Annotated in this window: 13 protein-coding genes; 5 read left to right on the forward strand and 8 right to left on the reverse strand. The window is 74.6% G+C overall.

The genetic code is table 11. The features are described from left to right. Positions 1-17: 17 nt before the first annotated feature. On the forward strand, positions 18-1,550 hold the full coding sequence (locus RF640_RS11410; protein WP_109222509.1) for an HNH endonuclease signature motif containing protein: 1,533 nt from the start codon (positions 18-20) through the stop codon (positions 1,548-1,550). A gap of 99 nt (positions 1,551-1,649) precedes the next feature. Here the strand turns inward: RF640_RS11410 and RF640_RS11415 are convergent, their stop codons facing one another. Continuing rightward, positions 1,650-3,608, reverse strand: coding sequence for a threonine/serine exporter ThrE family protein (locus RF640_RS11415; RefSeq protein ID WP_109222508.1), 1,959 nt, complete (start codon positions 3,606-3,608; stop codon positions 1,650-1,652). A 64-nt stretch (positions 3,609-3,672) separates the two neighbouring features. After that, entirely contained in the window at positions 3,673-4,755 is a 1,083-nt protein-coding gene (locus RF640_RS11420) for a peptidoglycan bridge formation glycyltransferase FemA/FemB family protein (protein ID WP_109222507.1), read from the reverse strand. A gap of 303 nt (positions 4,756-5,058) precedes the next feature. On the opposite strand from RF640_RS11420, the gene murJ reads away from it, so the two are divergent. Then, positions 5,059-6,606 carry a murein biosynthesis integral membrane protein MurJ gene (gene murJ / locus RF640_RS11425; RefSeq protein ID WP_109222506.1) on the forward strand — a complete coding sequence of 516 codons (1,548 nt, stop codon included), beginning with the start codon at positions 5,059-5,061 and terminating at the stop codon, positions 6,604-6,606. A gap of 12 nt (positions 6,607-6,618) precedes the next feature. Here murJ and RF640_RS11430 read toward each other — a convergent pair whose 3' ends face one another. The 6 genes from RF640_RS11430 to RF640_RS11455 form a co-directional block, all read right to left on the reverse strand. After that, entirely contained in the window at positions 6,619-7,821 is a 1,203-nt protein-coding gene (locus RF640_RS11430) for an ATP-grasp domain-containing protein (protein WP_109222505.1), read from the reverse strand. Positions 7,822-7,962: 141 nt separating this feature from the next. Next, entirely contained in the window at positions 7,963-8,241 is a 279-nt protein-coding gene (locus RF640_RS11435) for an HPr family phosphocarrier protein (RefSeq protein ID WP_017832764.1), read from the reverse strand. An 81-nt stretch (positions 8,242-8,322) separates the two neighbouring features. Further along, the gene (gene ptsP / locus RF640_RS11440) at positions 8,323-10,023 is read right to left on the reverse strand and encodes a phosphoenolpyruvate--protein phosphotransferase (RefSeq protein ID WP_109222504.1); all 1,701 of its coding nucleotides are present in this window, start codon (positions 10,021-10,023) and stop codon (positions 8,323-8,325) included. A gap of 69 nt (positions 10,024-10,092) precedes the next feature. Next, a complete protein-coding gene (locus RF640_RS11445) occupies positions 10,093-12,216 on the reverse strand; it encodes a fructose-specific PTS transporter subunit EIIC (RefSeq protein ID WP_095650825.1) in 2,124 nt (707 codons plus the stop codon). Between the two features lie 69 nt (positions 12,217-12,285). Continuing rightward, complete coding sequence (locus RF640_RS11450) at positions 12,286-13,260, reverse strand: 1-phosphofructokinase family hexose kinase (protein ID WP_017832767.1); 975 nt, start codon at positions 13,258-13,260, stop codon at positions 12,286-12,288. Beyond that, positions 13,257-14,048 (reverse strand): DeoR/GlpR family DNA-binding transcription regulator, encoded by a 792-nt coding sequence (locus RF640_RS11455; RefSeq protein ID WP_109222563.1) that lies wholly within the window; start codon positions 14,046-14,048, stop codon positions 13,257-13,259. Before RF640_RS11455 ends, RF640_RS11450 begins: the two co-directional genes overlap by 4 nt. A 227-nt stretch (positions 14,049-14,275) precedes the next feature. On the opposite strand from RF640_RS11455, the gene RF640_RS11460 reads away from it, so the two are divergent. Genes RF640_RS11460 through RF640_RS11470 form a run of 3 tightly spaced genes read left to right on the forward strand, consistent with a single transcriptional unit; the run spans position 14,276 to position 18,409 of the window. Then, the gene (locus RF640_RS11460) at positions 14,276-16,009 is read left to right on the forward strand and encodes an ABC transporter ATP-binding protein (RefSeq protein WP_109222503.1); all 1,734 of its coding nucleotides are present in this window, start codon (positions 14,276-14,278) and stop codon (positions 16,007-16,009) included. Next, positions 16,009-17,967 carry an ABC transporter ATP-binding protein gene (locus tag RF640_RS11465; RefSeq protein ID WP_109222502.1) on the forward strand — a complete coding sequence of 653 codons (1,959 nt, stop codon included), beginning with the start codon at positions 16,009-16,011 and terminating at the stop codon, positions 17,965-17,967. Before RF640_RS11460 ends, RF640_RS11465 begins: the two co-directional genes overlap by 1 nt. Next, positions 17,954-18,409 (forward strand): DUF3817 domain-containing protein, encoded by a 456-nt coding sequence (locus tag RF640_RS11470; protein ID WP_368827895.1) that lies wholly within the window; start codon positions 17,954-17,956, stop codon positions 18,407-18,409. The genes RF640_RS11465 and RF640_RS11470 overlap by 14 nt, the downstream gene beginning before the upstream one ends. Positions 18,410-18,423 lie beyond the last annotated feature (14 nt).

The raw sequence follows: 18,423 nt of genomic DNA on the forward strand, positions 1-18,423 counted from the left end.
AACCGGAGAAGCGCACGGTGCTGGACGTGGCCGACGAGATCGGCCCGGCGCTGCGGCTGCCGGCGGGCACGGCGGTGCGCCGGGTGGAGAACGCGGTCCTGCTCGCCGAGAGCCTGCCCCGGGTCCTGCAGGCTCTCGAGTCCGGGGCGATCGCCCCGCGCCAGACCGAGGTGATCGTGGACCTGTGGCGGGACCTGGTGGGTGCGACCGGTCGGCCGCCCGAGCCGTGGCCACTCGGCGAGGCCGTGTCCCGTGTCGTGGACGAGCTGCTGGAGAAGGCGCCGACGGCCACCGCGTCGCAGCTCCGGGCGCTGGCCCGGCGGCGGCGGGCATGGCTATTGGCCGGGTCCCAGGAGGACCGTCACCGGCTGGCCCGCCGGGGGCGCAGGGTGTGGATAGAACCCGAGGAGGACGGCATGGCGCGGCTGTGCGCGCTCCTGGACGCGGCCACCGCCCACGCCGTCCACGCCCGTCTCGCGTCCGTCGCCGCCCGTGTGGATCCGCACAGCCCGCCGTCGGACTTGGCCGGGTCCGCGTGTGGCGGCCAGGGCGTCGCCGAGGGCCCGGGCCCGGACGACGAGCGGAGCTGCTGGGAGGACGGGCCGCGCACGGCAGGGCAGCTGCGCGCGGACGTGCTCGCCGCACTGCTGCTGGACGGGGAGCCCTCCTGCATGCCGGAGCACCTGCGCGGGATCCGCGGGCAGGTCACGGTCACCGTTCCCGTGCTCTCGCTGCTGGAGCACAGCGCACCGACTTCCGGCCGCGGATCCTCCGGCCGGTCGCCCGACGGAGGCGCGCTCCCCGGCAGATCACCCGACGGACACGCGGTCCCCGGTGAATCATCCAACGGAGACGGGCTCCCCGGCCGATCACGCAGCGCCGGCGGAACGACCTGCGGCGGGCCTGCTTGGAGCCCGGGCTGCGCGGAGCTGGCCGGCTACGGGCCGATCCCGGTGAGCGTGGCCGAGCGGATCGCCGCCGGCGCCGGGTCCTGGTCGAGGGTTCTGACACATCCGGTCACCGGCACCGTCCTGGACCACGACCGCACCACGTACGCCGTGCCGGCCGATCTCAAGCGCCGGCTGCGAGCGAGGGACGGCACCTGCCGGTTCCCCGGATGCCGGCGCCGTGCCGAGCGCTGCGACCTCGACCACACCGTGGCCTGGGTCGAGGGCGGGCCGACCGCCGCGGACAACCTCGCCCATCTGTGCCGTCACCACCACGTCCTCAAGCACCGGGACGGCCCGCTCGGGCGCTGGCGGGTCCGGCACCGCCGCCGGGAGTCCCCGGAGGGCGTCCTGGAATGGACCTCACCGGCAGGACGCGTCCACGTGACCTACCCCCAGCAGCACCACCACCCCGTGCTCTCGCCGCTGCGGATCGCCGACGACCTGCCCGTCGACGGCGGCCCCCCGGCAGAGCAGGCACCGGACGAGCCGTCACCGGCTGCGGTCCTGTGGACACCCCGCAGGACCGTGCCCTCCGGCGCCCGACCTCACCAGGTCCGCCCCCACGGGGTCCGGCAGGACGACGACCCGCCTCCGTTCTGAGCCGCACCGACGATCCACCCCGGCGATACCCCGGCCCACAGCCCACCACGGTGCCGGCCCGGCCCACAGCGCCCTACGGTGCTGACACTGGTCAGCGTGTCAGCGGCGCCGGTTGCGCCGGGAACTGGTGCCGTTGAGGTGCCCCACGAAGGGCCGCATGAGGTACTTGCCGAGCACCACTCCGGAGGCCAGGGCCACGATGGAGGCCATCGCGTTGACGAGCCCCACGATCCCGGGGCCGTAGGTGTCCGTCTCCACGGTGATGGTGTACATGCCGCGGAAGATGGACAGCCCGGGCAGCAGGAAGGTCATCGCGGGGATCGCCAGGACCAGCTGGGGAATCCGGTGCCGGGCCGCGAGCACGGTCGCCACGCACCCGCTGGTGATCGCCGCGAGCGCCGTGTCCAGGCGGGAGCCCAGGCCGGCGGCCATGCCGGTGTGGTAGACCACGAGACCGCCGAGGGCGGCGGCCACGGTCGAGAGCACGTGACGGGGCTTGGCCTGCATCGTGACCGCGATGAGCCCGGTGGCGATCAGCATGAACACGGAGTTGGTCAGCGGGCCCACCGGGTCGAAGGCGCTCTGCGAGACGTCGACCCGGGGCATGCCGGCGTAGCCGGCCACGGAGATGCCACCGGCGATGCCGGCCACGATGCCGAGGAACGCCATGGACGTGGAGAGCAGCCGCCCGGCCGCCGTGACGGGGAACCCGTTGATCGCGTCCTGCATGGTGGAGACCATGCGGGTGGTGGGCAGGAGCAGGATGATCCCGCCCGCGATGACCCGTGCCGGGGACAGGTCGACACCGGCCCAGGACATCAGCAGGGCCATCGTGGTGAGGATCCCCGACTGGGCGGCCATGGTGAAGAACTCGGGGATCCGCCAGACGCCCAGCCGGTGCGCCACGACCTGATTGATGACCGAGGACAGACCGGCCACGAGCGCCCCCAGCACTCCCCCGCCGATGCCGACGGTGATGGTCATCGCCGCGGCGGCCGTGGCGGCCCGCACCATCCACCGCGGATAGGGCTTGGGCTTGGCATTGATCGCCTCGAGGCGCCGCTCCGCCTCCCCGCGGGGCATCTCACCGCCCGTGATGTCCGCGACCAGCTGGTGCGTCTCGGCCAGCCCCGCGTAGTTGTCCGTCCAGGAGCGCACGACCCGCATGACCGTGTGGCTGTTGGTGTCCGGGTCGTTGAAGACGTCCTCGCGGGTGCGGGTGTCCCCGCCGTCCGGCTGGTCGTCGGCGATGTAGTTGATCGTCACGGCCTGGTTGGTGATGTCCACCTCGACGTTCTCGACCCCGTAGGTGGCGCACACGGCGATGATGGCGTTCTCGACGTCGAGGGCGTCGGCGCCGTAGTGGAACATGGTCTCCGCGAGCCGCAGCGCGAAGTTCAGGGTGCGCCGGGCCTGCCGGCTGGTGGACTCCCCGAACCGGCGCAGATTGGCGAAGGGCGAGGCGTTGAGCCGTTCCACCACGCGCATGGGGGCGGTCGGGGCGGCCTCCCCCTGCAGGATGGAGCGCAGCCGGGCGCGCCCGCCGGGCCGGGCCCCCTGCGCCCGGGTGGACGGGTAGGCGCCCCGCTGCATCCGGTCGGAACTCTTGCCGGGAGCCGGGAGCGGCCCGATCGTCGTCGTCTCCGGGCGGGAGACGGGGACCGTGTCGGTGCCGGTGCGGCGCCGCCGGCGCGCCGACGCCGGCAGGGGCACGGTCTCGGCGGCGGAGAGCAGCTCGCGGCGCTTCTCCGGCTCGGGGGTGTCCCCGTGCCGGCGGATCAGGCTCGTGCTGAGCACGGGCAGCGCCTGCGGGGCGTCGGGCACGATGTCGAGCACGGTGGTCCCGGCGCGGCGCCGGGCGTGCTGGGCCTGGTCCTCGGTGGGGCGCACCGCGGGCAGGCCCGCGCCGTGCCGGGCGACCGGGCGGGCGGCGCCCGTGAGCGTCGTGTCCCCGCCGGGACCGAAGGGCTCGACGACGTGGAGGTCGGGCTCCTCGGCCCCGTCCGACGAGGGGTAGGCGGCGAACGGGCGCAGGGGGGCGCGCTGGTCGGTCACCACGCGGCGTTCCTCCTTCCGGGGCGCGGGGGCGGGGGCCCGGCGGGCGGTCGGGGTCGGGGTCGGATCAGTAGAAGGGCTGGCCCGTGCGGCGGACCCACAGCTGGCGCTGGACCTTCTCGGCCACGTTGGTCCACACCGCGTACTTGGCGGGGCTCAGGACCTGGTCGTGGACGCCCACGAAGTCGACCACGGTCTTGGTGAAGCTCGTCTTGAACAGCCCCAGACCGTAGTAGGGGTGCTCCTTGTTCTTGAGCTGGTCGCTCGGCGGGGTGCCGCAGAAGTCGTACTCGACGATCCCGTGCTCCCGCATGAGGTCCGTGATCGCGGTCCACTGCAGCAGGTGGGAGTCACCGTACTGGCGGCGCCGGGGCTTCGAGCCGCCGTCCTTGTAGGTGCCCTTGGTGCCGTAGGCGATGACGTAGGCGCCCACCGAGGGCTCGCCGTCCTCGTAGGTGAAGTACAGCCGCCCCTGGCCGGCCTGCTCGAACGCCGTCCAGAACTTCGCGTAGTACTCGTAGGAGCGCAGGTTCACGTTCGCGTCCCCCTGCCCCACGGTGTCCATGAGCGCGTACATCCGGCGCATGTTCTGCTCGGTCAGCTCGACGCGTTCGACGGTGCAGCCCTCGCGCAGGGCCCGCCGGACGGCGTTGCGCCCGCGGGAGTGCAGCGACTTCAGCACGGCCTCCTCGTCCCGGTCGGTGTCGAGGACCGCCGTGGAGTCGTTGGGCTGGATGTTGAAGGACTTCTTCAGCCCCGCCCGCGCGAGCACGCCGCGGGCGTAGTCGGAGTCCAGGACGTCCGGCTCGATCTTGATCGCGAAGACGTTCAGCCGCTGCTCGGCCACGAGCCGGGCACTGGCCGCGGCGATCCCGGGGATGTCGTCGACGGAGGCGACGTCCGGGCCCTTGATCATGTACCAGAGCTTGCCGAGGGCGGGCACCGCCTTTTCGAGGACGAGGTTGTAGGACGCCTGTCCGCCGTCGGCGGGCTCGTGCACGAGGTGCAGGGGCCGCCAGCCGTGGTCCGCCTTGACGTCCGCGAAGGACGCCGACTGCAGCAGGTTGCCGCCGTGCGGGTTCGCCGTGACGTGGGTGTCCCAGGCCTCGATCTCCTGGGCGGTGGCGAAGCGTGCGGTGAACTCTCGCAAGGCTCTCTCAATCGTCGGGGTCGTCGGGGCCGGCCGGCCGGGGGTGGCCCGCGGGCCGGTGCGCCGGCGGGGGCCGGCCCCGGTCAGTCTAACCGCGCGGGCCTGAGGGGCCTCTGAGCCGTGCCGGTCGGGCGCCGCGCCCCCGTTCCCGTCCCCGCGGCGGGCCCGGGACGGGCCCGGGGCGGCGCCGGGTGCCGCGCTGTGTATTCTGTTCAGGCGGTTCGCACCGGCAGGTCCGCGGCGCGCACCGGCAGGTCCGCTCCGATCCCCGGCGCGGTCCGGACCAGGGAGGTGGCGGGAGCCGTGGGTGGACCGGGCGGGCGCTGGAGCATCGCCCGCGCCGCGGTCCTCGTGACCGGCCTGACCGCCGTCTCCACCGTGCTGGGCTTCGCCCGGGACGTCGTCGTCGGCGCCGTCTTCGGCGCGGGCGCCGAGCTCGACGCGTGGCTGGTGGCCCAGGGCGTGCTGAACGTCGTCCTCGGCCTGGTGGCCTGGGCGATGGCGCGCTCCGTGACCCCCGTGACCTCGCGGGAGGCCGCCCGGGAGCGCGTCGACGACACGGGGTGCCGCGGCCACCGCGGCTTCGAGGTCTCCCTCACCGTCACCGTGGTCGTCCTCGGCCTGGCCGCCGTGGTGACGGGGCTGCTCGCGGAACCGGTGACGGCCCTGCTCGCCCCCGGGTTCGACGACGCCCAGACCGCCACGGCCGCCTCGCTCACCCGGATCGTCCTCGTCGCGACGGTGCTCGTGGCCGGCACGGACCTGCTGGCCTCGCTCGTCCAGGCCCACGGCCGCTTCGCGTGGTCCTCCCTGCAGGGCGTCCCGTTCAACCTCGTCATGATCGCCGCGGCAGGTCTGTTCGGGCCCCGCTACGGCGTCTCGGCGCTCGCCGTGGGCTACGTGGTGGGCTCGGCGGCGCGGCTGCTGATGCAGGTGCCCCCCGTGCGGGCGCTCGGCGCCCGGCTCCGGCCCCGGTGGGACCTGCGGGACCCGGGCTTCCGGGAGATCGCCCGGCTCGTGCCGCCCATGCTGGTGGGCAACGCCGTGGTCAACATCAACACCCTCGTCGACCGGGCGGTGGGCTCCACCCTCGAGGACGGCACGATCACGGCGCTGACCTACGGCTGGCGCCTGGTCGACCTGCCGGAGACCCTCGTCATCGCGGCCCTGCTCGTCCCCCTGTACCCGGCCCTGGGCGCCTCCGCGGACGACCGGCCCGAGCTGCGCCGGCTCGTCGACCGCGGGCTGTCCGTGGTCGTCACCGTGCTCGCCCCGGTGTGCGCGGTGTTCGTGGTCGCGGCCGGACCCCTCGTCGCCACGGCCTTCGGGCACGGCGCGTTCGACGACGGGGACGTCGCGGCGACGGCCACCGCGGTCGCCTGGTACGCGCCGGCGCTGCTCGCGCTCGGCTTCCGCCAGGTGGTGGTCCGCGCGTCCTACGCCCTCGGCGACTCCCGCGGGCCGGTGGTCGTGGCGGTGCTGGCGATGGTCGTCAACGTGGTCGGCGACGTCCTGCTGGCCCCGGTGCTGGGCCTCGCCGGCATCGCCGCGGCCACGACCGCGTCCCTGGTCGTGGCCGCGCTGCTCAACGCGTGGCTGCTGCACCGGCGGCACGCCGGGCTGGACGTCAGGGCGACGACGGCCCTGGTGGCGCGGGCGCTCGTGCTGGCGGCCGTCGCCGGCGCCGCAGGGCTGGGTGCGCGGGAGGCGCTGGCGGAGCTGCCCTCGTTCGTGCTCGCGGCGCTCTGCGCCGCCGTGGTGGGCGGGACGTACCTGCTCGGGCTCGTCGTGCTGCGGGCTCCCGAGCGCCTGCTCGTGGGCGAGACGCTGCGGACGCTGCGCCGGCGCTGACGCGGCACCGCCCTACCCGGTGCGGGCGCCGTTCCTGAGCCGCCAGGTGGCCAGGTGCCACGTGGGCCCGGGATCGCGCAGGTCCCACACGCTGTGCTGGGCGCCGCGGCCCCAGCGGAGGGTGTCGGCGACGTCCGCGGCCAGACCGCCGCGGCGCTCCACGGAGGCCCGCCGCAGGTCCCCGGCGAGCCAGGCGTAGCGGACCCCGGGGCGGGCGTCCGACAGCTCCGGCACGGGCGCGCCGAGCACCAGCCGGCCCCACGCGTCGGCCAGCCCGGGGCGGGCGGCCTCGGCCAGGGCCATCGAGCCGAAGAAGCGGCCGTTGAGGTCGATGAGCTGCGGGACGCCGTCGTCCCCGGTGAGGAACTGCAGCTCCACGAGCCCCCACCAGCCCAGGTCGCGCAGCAGCACCTCGGCGCGCGCCGCGAGCTCCTCGTCGACGGGCACCGTCTGCGCACGGGCCGAGACGCCGTTGGGCGTGGGCCACAGCCGGGAGGTGGTCTGCTGCACCCGGCCGCGCAGGCGGCCGTCGTGGTGGACCCCGATGAGGGCCCCGAGGGTGCCGCGCACGGGCACCTGCAGCACCGGTTCGGCACCGGCCTCGCGGATCCGCCGCACCTGTCCGGCGGCGGCGGGGGCGTCCGGGAAGAGCTTGGCCTCGATGCGGTGGGGCCGGGTCTGCCCGGGCGCCCAGTGCGCCCGGCACTTGACGACGACCGGGCCGTCCCAGGCGGCGAGCGCCTCGTCCGTGGCCGCCAGCGTCCGGGGGGCGGCGAGGCCCGCCCGGGCCGCCCGGTCCGCGAGCCCGACCTTGTCGAGGGCCTCCGCGACCACGTCCGGGCCCGGGTGCGCCACCGCCGCCGGGAGGTGCTGGCGGTAGGCCGAGACCGCGGCCATCCAGTCGTCGCCGGCGCCGAAGACGACGTCGTAGGACCCCTCCGCGACCGCCCGGCGGACGCCGTCGATGAAGCGGGCGCCGTCCCCGCGCGGGCGGGGCACCTCGTGGCGGGCCGCGGCCGCCCGCGTGGCGCCGAGCATGCCCGGTCCGTCGGGGGTGCCGACGCCCACGTGCCAGCCCGCCCGTTCGAGGGCGCGCGCCGCCGCGAGGGCCCCCCGGTCCCGGCCCGTGCCCACGACGAGGGCCCGCCGCGGGGCCTGCGCGGCGCGCTCCGGCTCCCGGCGGCGGTGGTCGAGCGGTGGTCGAGCGGCGGTCATCGGTCCTCCATCGGAGTGTGCGGGCATCCCCTCCACGGTAGTCGGAGCACGTGAGAGGTCGGTGCGGCGGGTCGGCACGCGCGACGGCGCCCGCTCACCGTGCGGTGGGCGGGCGCCGTGACTGGACGGTGCGGCGGGGTCCTACTCGGCGTCGTGGTCCGTCTCGAGGATCTGCACGAGCGCGTCGAGCGCGTCGTCGGCGCCCGCGCCCTCGGCGCGGAGGACGACCTTGTCCCCCTGGCCGGCGCCGAGGGACATGAGCGACAGCACGCTCGAGGCGTCCATCGCCTCGTCCTCGGGCTCGCCCTCGGCGGCGATCGTGATGTCGAGGTCGTACTCCCCGGCGGCCTCGGCGAAGATCGCGGCGGGACGGGCGTGCAGGCCGACGGACGAGGCGATGGTGGCGGTGCGTTCTGCCATGGTGGTGCTCCTTCGGGTTGCGGGGCCCTGGGTGACGGGCCCCGGTGGTTGGGGTGGTGCGGAAACGGTGCGGTCGGTGGGTCAGAGGCCGAGCTCGGCGAGCACGCTGAGCTCGGTCCGCACGGCGGCGGCGGCCTCCTCCGCGCTGGGCTGCTCGATCGCGACCTCGGCGAGGGCCTGGGCGGTGGCGAGGTCGACGCTGCGCAGCACGGCGGCGACCGCGGCCAGTCCGCGGGGGCTCATGGACAGGGTGTGCACCCCGAGGCCCACGAGCACCACGGCGAGCGCGGGGTCGGCCGCGGCCTCGCCGCAGACGCCCACGTTGCGCGGACCGGCGCCCTCGGACTCGGCCCGGCGGGCGCCCTCCACGGTGTACCGGATCATCCGCAGCACGGCGGGCTGCCACGGGTTGTTGAGCTCCGCGAGGGAGCCCATCATCCGGTCGGCGGCCATCGTGTACTGGGTCAGGTCGTTGGTGCCCAGGGACACGAACTTGACGTGGCGCAGGATCTGGTCGGCGGTGACGGCCGCGGACGGCGTCTCGACCATGACCCCGGGCACCCGCAGGCCTGCGGCGGTCGCCATCACGGCGAAGTCCCGGGCCTCGGAGGGCGTGGCGATCATCGGCGCCATGACCCACACGTCCGCGTCCGTGGCCTTCTCCGCCAGCGCGATCGCCTCGAGCTGCCGGGCGAGCACGCCCGGCACGGAGCGGTCCGTGCGGTAGCCCCGGACCCCGAGCGCGGGGTTCGGCTCGGCGGTGTCGGTGAGGAAGGGCAGCGGCTTGTCCGCCCCGGCGTCGAGCGTGCGGACCACGACCTTCTTGCCGGCGAAGGACTCGAGGATCGCGGTGTACTGCTCCACCTGCTCCTCGACCGAGGGCTCCTTGTCCCGGCCCAGGAAGCAGAACTCGGTGCGCAGCAGCCCCACGCCCTGGGCCCCGGCCCCGGCCGCCGTGCGGGCGTCCTCGGGGGTGCCCACGTTGGCCAGCAGCGGGATCTCGGTGCCGTCCGAGAGCACGCCGCGGCCGTCGAAGGCCTCGCGCGCCGCGGCGCTGCGCACCCAGGCCTCCACGAGCTCCTGCTCGTCCGCGCCGGGCTCGGTGCGGATCTCACCGGTGGCGCCGTCCACGAACACGCGGGTGCCGTCGGCGAGCGCCTCGACGCCCCGGGCCGCCACGACCGCGGGGAGCCCGAGGTTGCGGGCCAGGATGGCCGTGTGGGACTGCGGGCCGCCGCCGGAGGTGACGAGGGCCAGGACCATCTCGGGGTCCAGGGTCGCCGTGTCGGCGGGCGCGAGGTCTTCGGCGGTCAGCACGAACGGGACGTCCCGCTGCGGCACGCCCGGCATGGGCAGCCCCTGGAGCTGGGACACGAGCCGCGCCCGGACGTCCTCGATGTCCGCGGCGCGCTCGGCCATGTACCCGCCCAGGGCGCGCATCTGGTCCGCGTAGTCGCTCGCGGCCTCCCACAGGGCGCGCTCGGGGGCGAGCCCCTTGCCGTTGACGAGCTTCGCGGCGTTCTTCAGCAGTGCCTTGTCCCCCGCCATGAGCGCGGTGGACTTGAGCACGTCCGCGGCGTCCTTCTCGGTCGCCACCTCGGCGCGGCGCTTGAGCTCGGCCTTGACCGCGGCGGCGGCCGTGTGCAGCCGGGCCACCGCCGCCTCGGGCTCCTCGTCCCGCAGCATCAGCCCCGCGGCCGGCTCGGAGACCGGCTCCGGCATGCTCACGAGCTCGCCGATGACGCGGCCCGCGCACACCCCCACGCCTGTCAGTGTCTGCATCGTGTTCCTCTTCCTCGAGAAGGCTCGGATCGGTGCGCACGGGCCCCGGTCGGGGCCCGTGCGCACCGCTCAGGCGGTGGTCGGCACAGCGGCGGCATCCTCGCGCGAGCGGGTGGCGTCGGCCACCCGGCCGTGCGCACCGCCCACGTGCTTGAGGGCGACGACGATGCCTGCTGTGACCACGGTACCGACAACCACCGCGAGCAGGAACATCAGCGGGTTGCCGATCACCGGCAGGATCCACACCCCGCCGTGCGGCGCGGCGGAGGTGACGCCCGTGGCCATGCTGATCGCGCCGGTCACGGCGCCGCCGACCATGGACGCGGGGAGCACGCGCAGCGGGTCGGCCGCGGCGAACGGGATGGCGCCCTCGGAGATGAAGGAGGCTCCCAGCAGCCACGCGGCCTTGCCGTTCTCCCGCTCGGCCACCGTGAAGTAGCGCTTGGCCACCGTCGAGGCGAGGGCCATGGCCAGCGGGGGCACCATGCCGGCGGCGATGACCGCGGCCATGATCTCCTGCGGGGCGGTGTTGGCGACGGTCGCGGCCCCGAGGCCGGCGGCGGCGAACGTGTAGGCGACCTTGTTGATCGGCCCGCCCAGGTCCGAGCCCATCATCAGGCCGAGGATCGCGCCGAGCGCCAGCGCACTGGCACCGGTCATGCCGTTGAGGACCTCGGTCAGCCACGCCATGAAGGTGGCGATCGGCCCGCCCAGGACCAGCAGCAGCAGGCCCGCGGCGAAGATCGTGGCGAGCAGCGGGATGATCACCACGGGCATCAGCGAGCCCAGCCAGCGGGGCAGCCGGGGCTGCGCCAGCCAGTAGGCGGCGAGACCGGCCAGCAGACCGCCGACGATGCCGCCGAGGAACCCGGCGCCCATGAAGTTCGCGACCAGGCCGGCCGCGAAGCCCGGGGCGATGCCGGGACGGTCGCTCAGGCCGTAGGCGATGTAGCCGGCCAGTGCGGGCACCAGCAGGCTCATGGCCAGGTTGCCCATCTTGAACAGGACCGCGCCGATGTACTGGGCGAGGGTGAACTCGCCGAGGTTCCAGATGGTGGAGCCGGTCAGCACGTCGTCGGCGATGTTGGCGATGTCCGCCCCGGCCACCATGAAGCCGAAGGCCATGAGCAGCCCGCCCGCGGCCACGAACGGGATCATGTAGCTGACACCGGTCATCACGGCCTTGCGGATGCGGGTCCCCCAGCCCTCGTTCGCGCCGCCGGTGGCGCCCTGGTCGGCGTCCCCGCCGGCCCCTCCCTGCACGCGCGGGGCGTTCGGGTTCCCGGCGTTGGCGAGGGCCTCCTCGATCATGACCTTCGGCTCGTCGATGCCGCGCTTGACCGGCGAGGCGACGAAGGGCTTGCCGGCGAACCGGGCGCGGTCCCGGACGTCGACGTCGGTCGCGAAGATCACCGCGTCCGCCGCGGCGATCGTGGCGGGGTCCAGCTTGGTGAAGCCGGCGGAGCCCTGGGTCTCGACCTGGAGGTCGACCCCCATGTCCTCGGCGGCGTAGGTCAGCCCGTCCGCCGCCATGTAGGTGTGGGCGATGCCGGTGGGGCAGGCCGTGACGGCCACGATCTTCTTGCCGGCGTGCGGGCCGGCGTCGCCCGCGGCCGGGGCGGCGGACGCCGGCGCGGCGCCCCCGTCCGCGGCCCGGGCGTCGACCGAGGCGGGCACCGCGGCGGCGGACGTGGCGCCGGCGGTCGCCGGGCCGGTCGCGGAGGCGCCCTCGGCGGTCCCGCCGAGCCCCAGCGCGTCGTCGACGATCCGGACGACCTCCTGCTCGGACCGCGCGGCGCGCAGGGCGGCCACGAAGTCCTTCTTCATCAGCGAGCGGGCGAGCTTGGCCAGCAGCTTCAGGTGCGTCTGGTCGGCGCCCTCGGGCGCCGCGATGAAGAAGACGATGTCGGCGGGGCCGTCCTTGGCGCCCCAGGGGACGCCCTGCGCGAGCCGGGCCATGACCAGGGTCGGCTCGGTCACGGCGGCGGAGCGGCAGTGCGGGATCGCGATGCCGCCGGGGATGCCGGTGGCGGTCTTGTTCTCGCGGGCGATGGCGTCCGCCAGCAGCCCGTCGAGCTGCTCGGCGCGGCCGGTGCGCTGCACCAGGGCGGCGAGCCGGCCGATGACGGATTCCTTGTCTGCTCCCAGGTCCTGGTCGAGCGAGACCAGGTCGGGAGTGATGAGCTCGGACACGATGTCCTCCTTGAGCGGCCGGGCCGGTGGCCCGGGTGGTTCGGATGAGGTGGGGTGGAGTGGTCCGGTTCAGCCGGAGACGGCGCGCGCGGGGAGCTCCCGCACGGTGACCGCCTCGGGGGTGGTCTCGGAGAGGGTGGGGACCCGGGTGCCCGGCAGCGCGGCCGCCGCGGACCCGGAGGCCACGGCCTGCCGCAGGCACTCCGGCGCCGCGTCCCCGCGCTCCTGGGCGATGAGGTAGCCCGAGAGCGAGCTGTCGCCGGCGCCCACGGTGGAGCGCACGGCCACGGGGGCGTGGACGGCGTGCCAGGAGCCCTCCGGGACGGTGAGCACGGCCCCGCCGGCCCCGAGGGTCGTGAGGACCGCGCCCAGGCCGCGGTCCACGAGCGCGGCGGCGGTGGCGGCCGCGAGGTCGGGGTCCGCCTCGAGCCGTTCGCCGTCGACCGTCCCGACGAGCTCGGCGAGCTCCTCGCCGTTGGGCTTGATGAGGTCGGGCAGGGCGTCGTCGCCGGACACGGCGCCCTGCAGCGCCGCCCCGGAGGTGTCCACGGCGAACAGGGGCGAGCGCTCCCCCAGGGCCGTGCGGACCCGGCGGACGATCCGGGCGTAGACGTCCTCCGGGGCGCCGGGCGGCAGCGAGCCGGCCAGGACCACCCAGGAGGCGTCCGCGCCGCGGTCCACCAGGAGCTCGACGACGGCGTCGACGTGCTCGGTGCCCAGCGGCGCACCCGGGGCGTTGATCTTGGTGGTGGTGCCGTCCGGCTCGGTGATCGTGATGTTCGAGCGGATCGGGGCGCCCACGGGGACCGCCTCGTAGGGGACCTCGGCCGCGGTGAGCTCCGCCAGCAGCGGATCGCCGGGGTCGCCCGGCAGCACGGCCAGGGTCGGGACGCCGCTTGCGCGCAGCGCCCGGGAGATGTTCACGCCCTTGCCGCCGGCGTCCTGCCGGGCGCCGTCGGCGCGCTGGACGGCGCCGCGGCGCAGCGGCGCCGGGAGCTCGACCGTGCGGTCGAGGGACGGGTTGAGGGTGACGGTGAGGATCACGCGATCACCACCTCGACGTCGGCCTCCTCGAGGGCGGCGGCCAGCTCGGGACCGGGGGCCCGGTCGGTGATGAGGGTGTCGATCTCGTCCAGCGACGCGAAGCGCATGAGGGTCTCCTGATCGTGCTTGGCCGAGTCGCAGAGGACCACGACCCGGCGGGAGGTCTGGATGATGGCGGTCTTGACGACCGCCTCGATGGGGTCCGGGGTGCTCAGCCCGAACGCGGCGTGGATCCCGTTGCAGCCCACGAACGCGAGGTCCGGGCGCAGGCGGGTGTAGTGCTCCGCGGCCCGTCCGCCGGCGGCGGCCCAGGTGAGCTTGCGGACGCGCCCGCCGACGAGCTCGAGCCCGATGCCCGAGGCGTCGGCGAGCTTGGCGGCGATGTGCAGGGCGTGGGTGATGATGAGCTGCTCCTGCCCGTCCGACAGGGTGGAGTCGGTGCGGACGATGAGGTCGGCCAGGGCCTCGACGGTGCTGCCGGCGTCGAGCACGACGGCCCCCGCCCCGCTGGTGCGCAGGAGGTCGAACGCCGCCTGCGCGATCCGCCGCTTCTCCGGGGTGTTCAGGTGCTTGCGGGACGAGATGGCCTTCTCGTCGGACGTCGACTGGTCCGCAGAGACGGCGCCCCCGTGCACCCTGCGGAGCCTGCCCGCGGCCTCGAGGGCCGCGAGGTCGCGGCGGACCGTCTCCATGGTGACGTCGAAGCGACGTGCCAGGTCCGCGCCGTTGACCCGGCGAGTCGTGAGCACCAGCTCGGCGATCTCGGCCTGGCGTTCTTCTGCGAACATGGCGTGCACCTCACGGACGGGAACGATGGACTGTCCTTGCGTTCCCTTGAGTTTATGTGAGTTCGTGTGGTTTTACCAGGGGTTGTGGTGATCCACTTCACGAAAGGCCACAATCGGCGGCGAGGCCCCGGCCGACCGGGCGGGCCACGGTGTCCGCGTCCCGGCGTAGCCTGGATCACGGACCGTCCGGCCCACCCCGCCCGTCCCGCCACCAGGAGCGGACGCCCATGCTTCTCCGCCTCGTCCGGCAGCACACCGGCCGCTACCTGCCGTGGGTCCTGGCCGTCGTCGCGCTCCAGCTGGTCGCCACGATCGCCGCGCTGCTGCTGCCGAGCCTCAACGCCCGGATCATCGACGAGGGCGTCGTCCGGGGTGACACCGGCCTGATCCTGCGCGTCGGGGAGGTGATGCTCGGCGTGGCGCTCCTGCAGGTCGCGGCCGCCGTCGCCGCGGTGTACTGCGCGGCCCGGGCGGCGATGGGCACCGGCCGCGACCTCCGCCGCGCCGTGCACCGGCAGGTCGGCTCCTTCGGCTCCCGCGAGGTCAACGGCTTCGGGGCCCCCACCCTCATCACGCGGGGCACCAACGACGTCCAGCAGATCCAGATGCTCGTGCTCATGGGGCTCAACTTCATGGTGGCGGCGCCCATCATGTGCGCCGGCGGGATCGTGATGGCCCTCCGGGAGGACGCCGGGCTCTCCTGGCTCGTGTGGGTGTCGGTGCCCGTGCTCGGGATCGCGGTGGGCGTGCTGGTGGGCCTGCTCATGCCCCTCTTCCGGCTCATGCAGGGGCGGATCGACCGGATCAACGCGGTGCTGCGCGAACAGATCGTCGGCATCCGGGTGGTGCGGGCCTTCGTGCGGGAGGACCACGAGCGCCGCCGCTTCGCGGCCGCCAACCGGGAGCTCACCGACGTGTCGGTGCGCATCGGCTCCCTGTTCGTGCTGATGTTCCCGGTCATCACCATGATCCTGCACCTGGCCACCGCCGCCGTGCTGTGGTTCGGCGGCCAGCGGGTGGGGGCCGGGCAGATCCAGGTCGGCTCGCTCACCGCGTTCCTGCAGTACCTCCTGCAGATCCTGACGGCCGTGATGATGGGGACGTTCATGGTGATGATGGTCCCGCGCGCCATGGTGTGCGCCGAGCGCATCACCGAGGTGCTGCGCACCGAGCCCTCCCTGCGGGAGCCCGCCGAGCCCGTGGTCCCGGCCTCCCGGACCGGTGCGGTGGAGCTGCGCGACGTGACGTTCCGGTACCCCGGGGCGGAGCTGCCCGTGCTGGAGGGCGTGGGCTTCCGGGCCGGGCCGGGCCGGACGACCGCCGTCGTCGGCGCCACCGGGTCGGGCAAGTCCACCCTCCTGCACCTCGTCCCCCGGCTGCTGGACCCCACCGGGGGCACGGTGGAGCTCGACGGCGTCCCGCTGCCCCGGCTGTCCCACGAGCAGATCGCCGCCCGGGTGGCCCTCGTGCCGCAGCGGCCGTACCTGTTCTCCGGCACCGTGGCCTCCAACCTCCGGCTCGGGGACGCCGGGGCGACGGACGAGGAGCTCTGGACCGCGCTGCGCACCGCGCAGGCGGAGGACTTCGTCCGCCGGATGCCCGGGGGGCTCGAGGCCCCGATCGCCCAGGGCGGCGTCAACGTCTCCGGCGGGCAGCGGCAGCGGCTGTGCATCGCACGGGCGCTGGTGGCCCGCCCGGTGGTGTACCTCTTCGACGACTCGTTCTCCGCCCTGGACGTGGCCACCGACGCCCGGCTGCGCGCCGCCCTCGTGCCGGCCACCCGGGACGCGACCGTCCTGGTCGTGGCCCAGCGCGTGTCCACCGTCCGGGACGCGGACCAGATCCTCGTCCTGGACGCCGGGCGGATCACGGCGCGCGGGACCCACGACGAGCTGCTGGCCTCCTCCGGCACCTACCGGGAGATCGTCGAGTCGCAGACCCGCGCGGAGGAGGTGGCCTGATGGCCGCGCCCGCCCCGCCGCGCAGGCCCCAGCACTTCTGGTCCTCCGCCGGACGGCTGCTGGGCCTGCTCGCCCCGCAGCGGCGGGCGCTGGCGCTCGTCCTCCTGGCCGGGACCGTGTCCGTGGCGCTCAACGTCTGGGCCCCGCTCGTCCTGGGCCGGGCGATGGACGTGATCTTCACGGGGGTGCTCGGCCGGGACATGCCCGCGGGCGCGACACGGGAGGAGGTGGCCCAGGACCTGCGGGACCGGGGCGAGCAGAACCTCGCGGACCTGGTCTCCGCCGCGGACGTCGTCCCCGGGGCGGGCATCGACTTCTCCGCGCTCGCCCGGCTGATCGCGGCGGTGCTGGTCATGTACCTGGTGGCCTCGCTGCTGATGTGGGCGCAGGGCTGGCTGCTCAACCGCCTGGTCATGCAGGTGGTCCACGACCTGCGCAGCGCGGTCGAGGACAAGCTGAACCGGCTGCCGCTGGGGTGGTTCGACACCCGTGAGCGCGGGGACGTGCTCTCGCGGGTGACCAACGACGTCGACAACGTCCAGACGGCGCTGCAGCACTCCTTCGCCCAGCTGGTCCAGTCCCTGCTCACGGTGGTGGGCATCGTGATCATGATGTTCGTGGTGTCGTGGCAGTTGGCGCTCGTGGCCCTCGTCGCCCTCCCCCTGTCCGCGGGGGCCGCCGGGTTCATCGGGGTGCGCGCCCAGCGCCTGTTCACGGAGCAGTGGCGCGCCACCGGCGCCCTCAACGGGCACATCGAGGACTCGTTCTCCGGCCACGAGCTGATCAGGGTCTTCGGCCGCGAGCAGGAGATGGCCGAGCGCTTCGACGAGCGCAACGAGGAGCTGTACCGGGCGGCCTTCGGGGCACAGTTCGTCTCCGGCACGATCATGCCCGTCATGCAGTTCATCTCCTACCTCTCCTACGTCGGCATCGCCGTGCTCGGCGGGCTGCGCGTGGCCTCCGGGCAGCTGAGCCTCGGGGCGGCGACCGCGTTCATCCAGTACTCGCGGGAGTTCACCCAGCCCCTGTCCCAGATGGCGGGCATGGCCAACACCCTGCAGTCCGGGGTGGCCTCCGCGGAGCGCGCCTTCGAGCTGCTCGACGCCCCGGAGCAGCAGGCCGACACCGCCCGCGCCCGCCTGCCCGAACGGTCCCCCGGCCGGGTGCGCTTCGAGCACGTCTCCTTCTCCTACGTCCCGGGGGCCCCGCTCCTCCAGGACCTGACCTTCGAGGCGCTCCCCGGCCGGACCGTGGCCGTCGTGGGGCCCACCGGCGCCGGCAAGACGACGCTCGTGAACCTGGTGCTGCGCTTCTACGAGCTCGACGCCGGGCGGATCACGCTGGACGGCGTGGACATCACCGACCTCTCCCGCGCCGAGCTGCGCTCCCGGGTCGGGATGGTCCTGCAGGACGCCTGGCTGTTCGGCGGGACCATCCGGGAGAACATCCGCTACGGACGGCTGGACGCCACGGACGAGGAGGTGCTCGAGGCCGCCCGGGCGACCCTCGTGGACCGCTTCGTGCGCGCGCTGCCGGAGGGCTACGACACCGTGATCGACCCGGAGGGCAGCAACGTGTCCGTGGGCGAGCGGCAGCTCATCACCATCGCCCGGGCCTTCCTGTCCGACCCCTCCCTGCTGATCCTGGACGAGGCGACGTCCTCGGTGGACACCCGCACCGAGGTGCTCGTGCAGCAGGCCATGGCCGCGCTGCGCAGCGACCGGACCTCGTTCGTCATCGCGCACCGTCTCTCCACCGTCCGCGACGCGGATATCATCCTGGTGATGGAGGACGGCCGGATCGTGGAGCGGGGCGCCCACGACGACCTGCTCGCCGCCCGGGGCGCGTACGCCGCGCTGCACGCGAGCCAGTTCGCGGCTCCGGCGGTCCCCGACGACGCCCCCACCGACCAGCAGCCCCTCGACGTGCAGGAGAGCACCACCCATGACACCCCGTGAGCTCTACGGCCGCTTCGCCCTCGCCGAGGCGGTGACCTGGACGCTGCTGATCCTCGGCATGGTCCTGAAGTACACGGGGGTCTCGGATGCCTTCGTGCCCGTCTTCGGCATGCTGCACGGGGTCGTGTTCCTCGGCTACTGCGTGGTGACCTGCTTCGTCTGGGTGGACCAGCGGTGGTCGGCGGGCTTCGGGGCCCTGGGCCTGGCCAGCGCGGTCGTCCCCTGGGCCACGATCCCCTTCGAGCGCCGCGCCGAGCGCACGGGCCGGCTCGACGGCGGCTGGCGCCTGGCCCCCGGCGGCGACCGTCCCACCACCGTGCCGGAGCGGCTGGAGACCTGGTCCCTCCGCAGCCCATGGCTGGCCGTGGCGGCGGGCGCGGTCGTGGTGGCGGGCCTCACCTCGGTGCTCCTGTACCTGGGCCCGCCCGTCCCCCGCGGCTGAGCCCGGCCCGGCCG

Source organism: Kocuria sp. CPCC 205231, from assembly GCF_040980965.1.
Classification (GTDB): Bacteria; Actinomycetota; Actinomycetes; order Actinomycetales; family Micrococcaceae; genus Kocuria; species Kocuria rosea.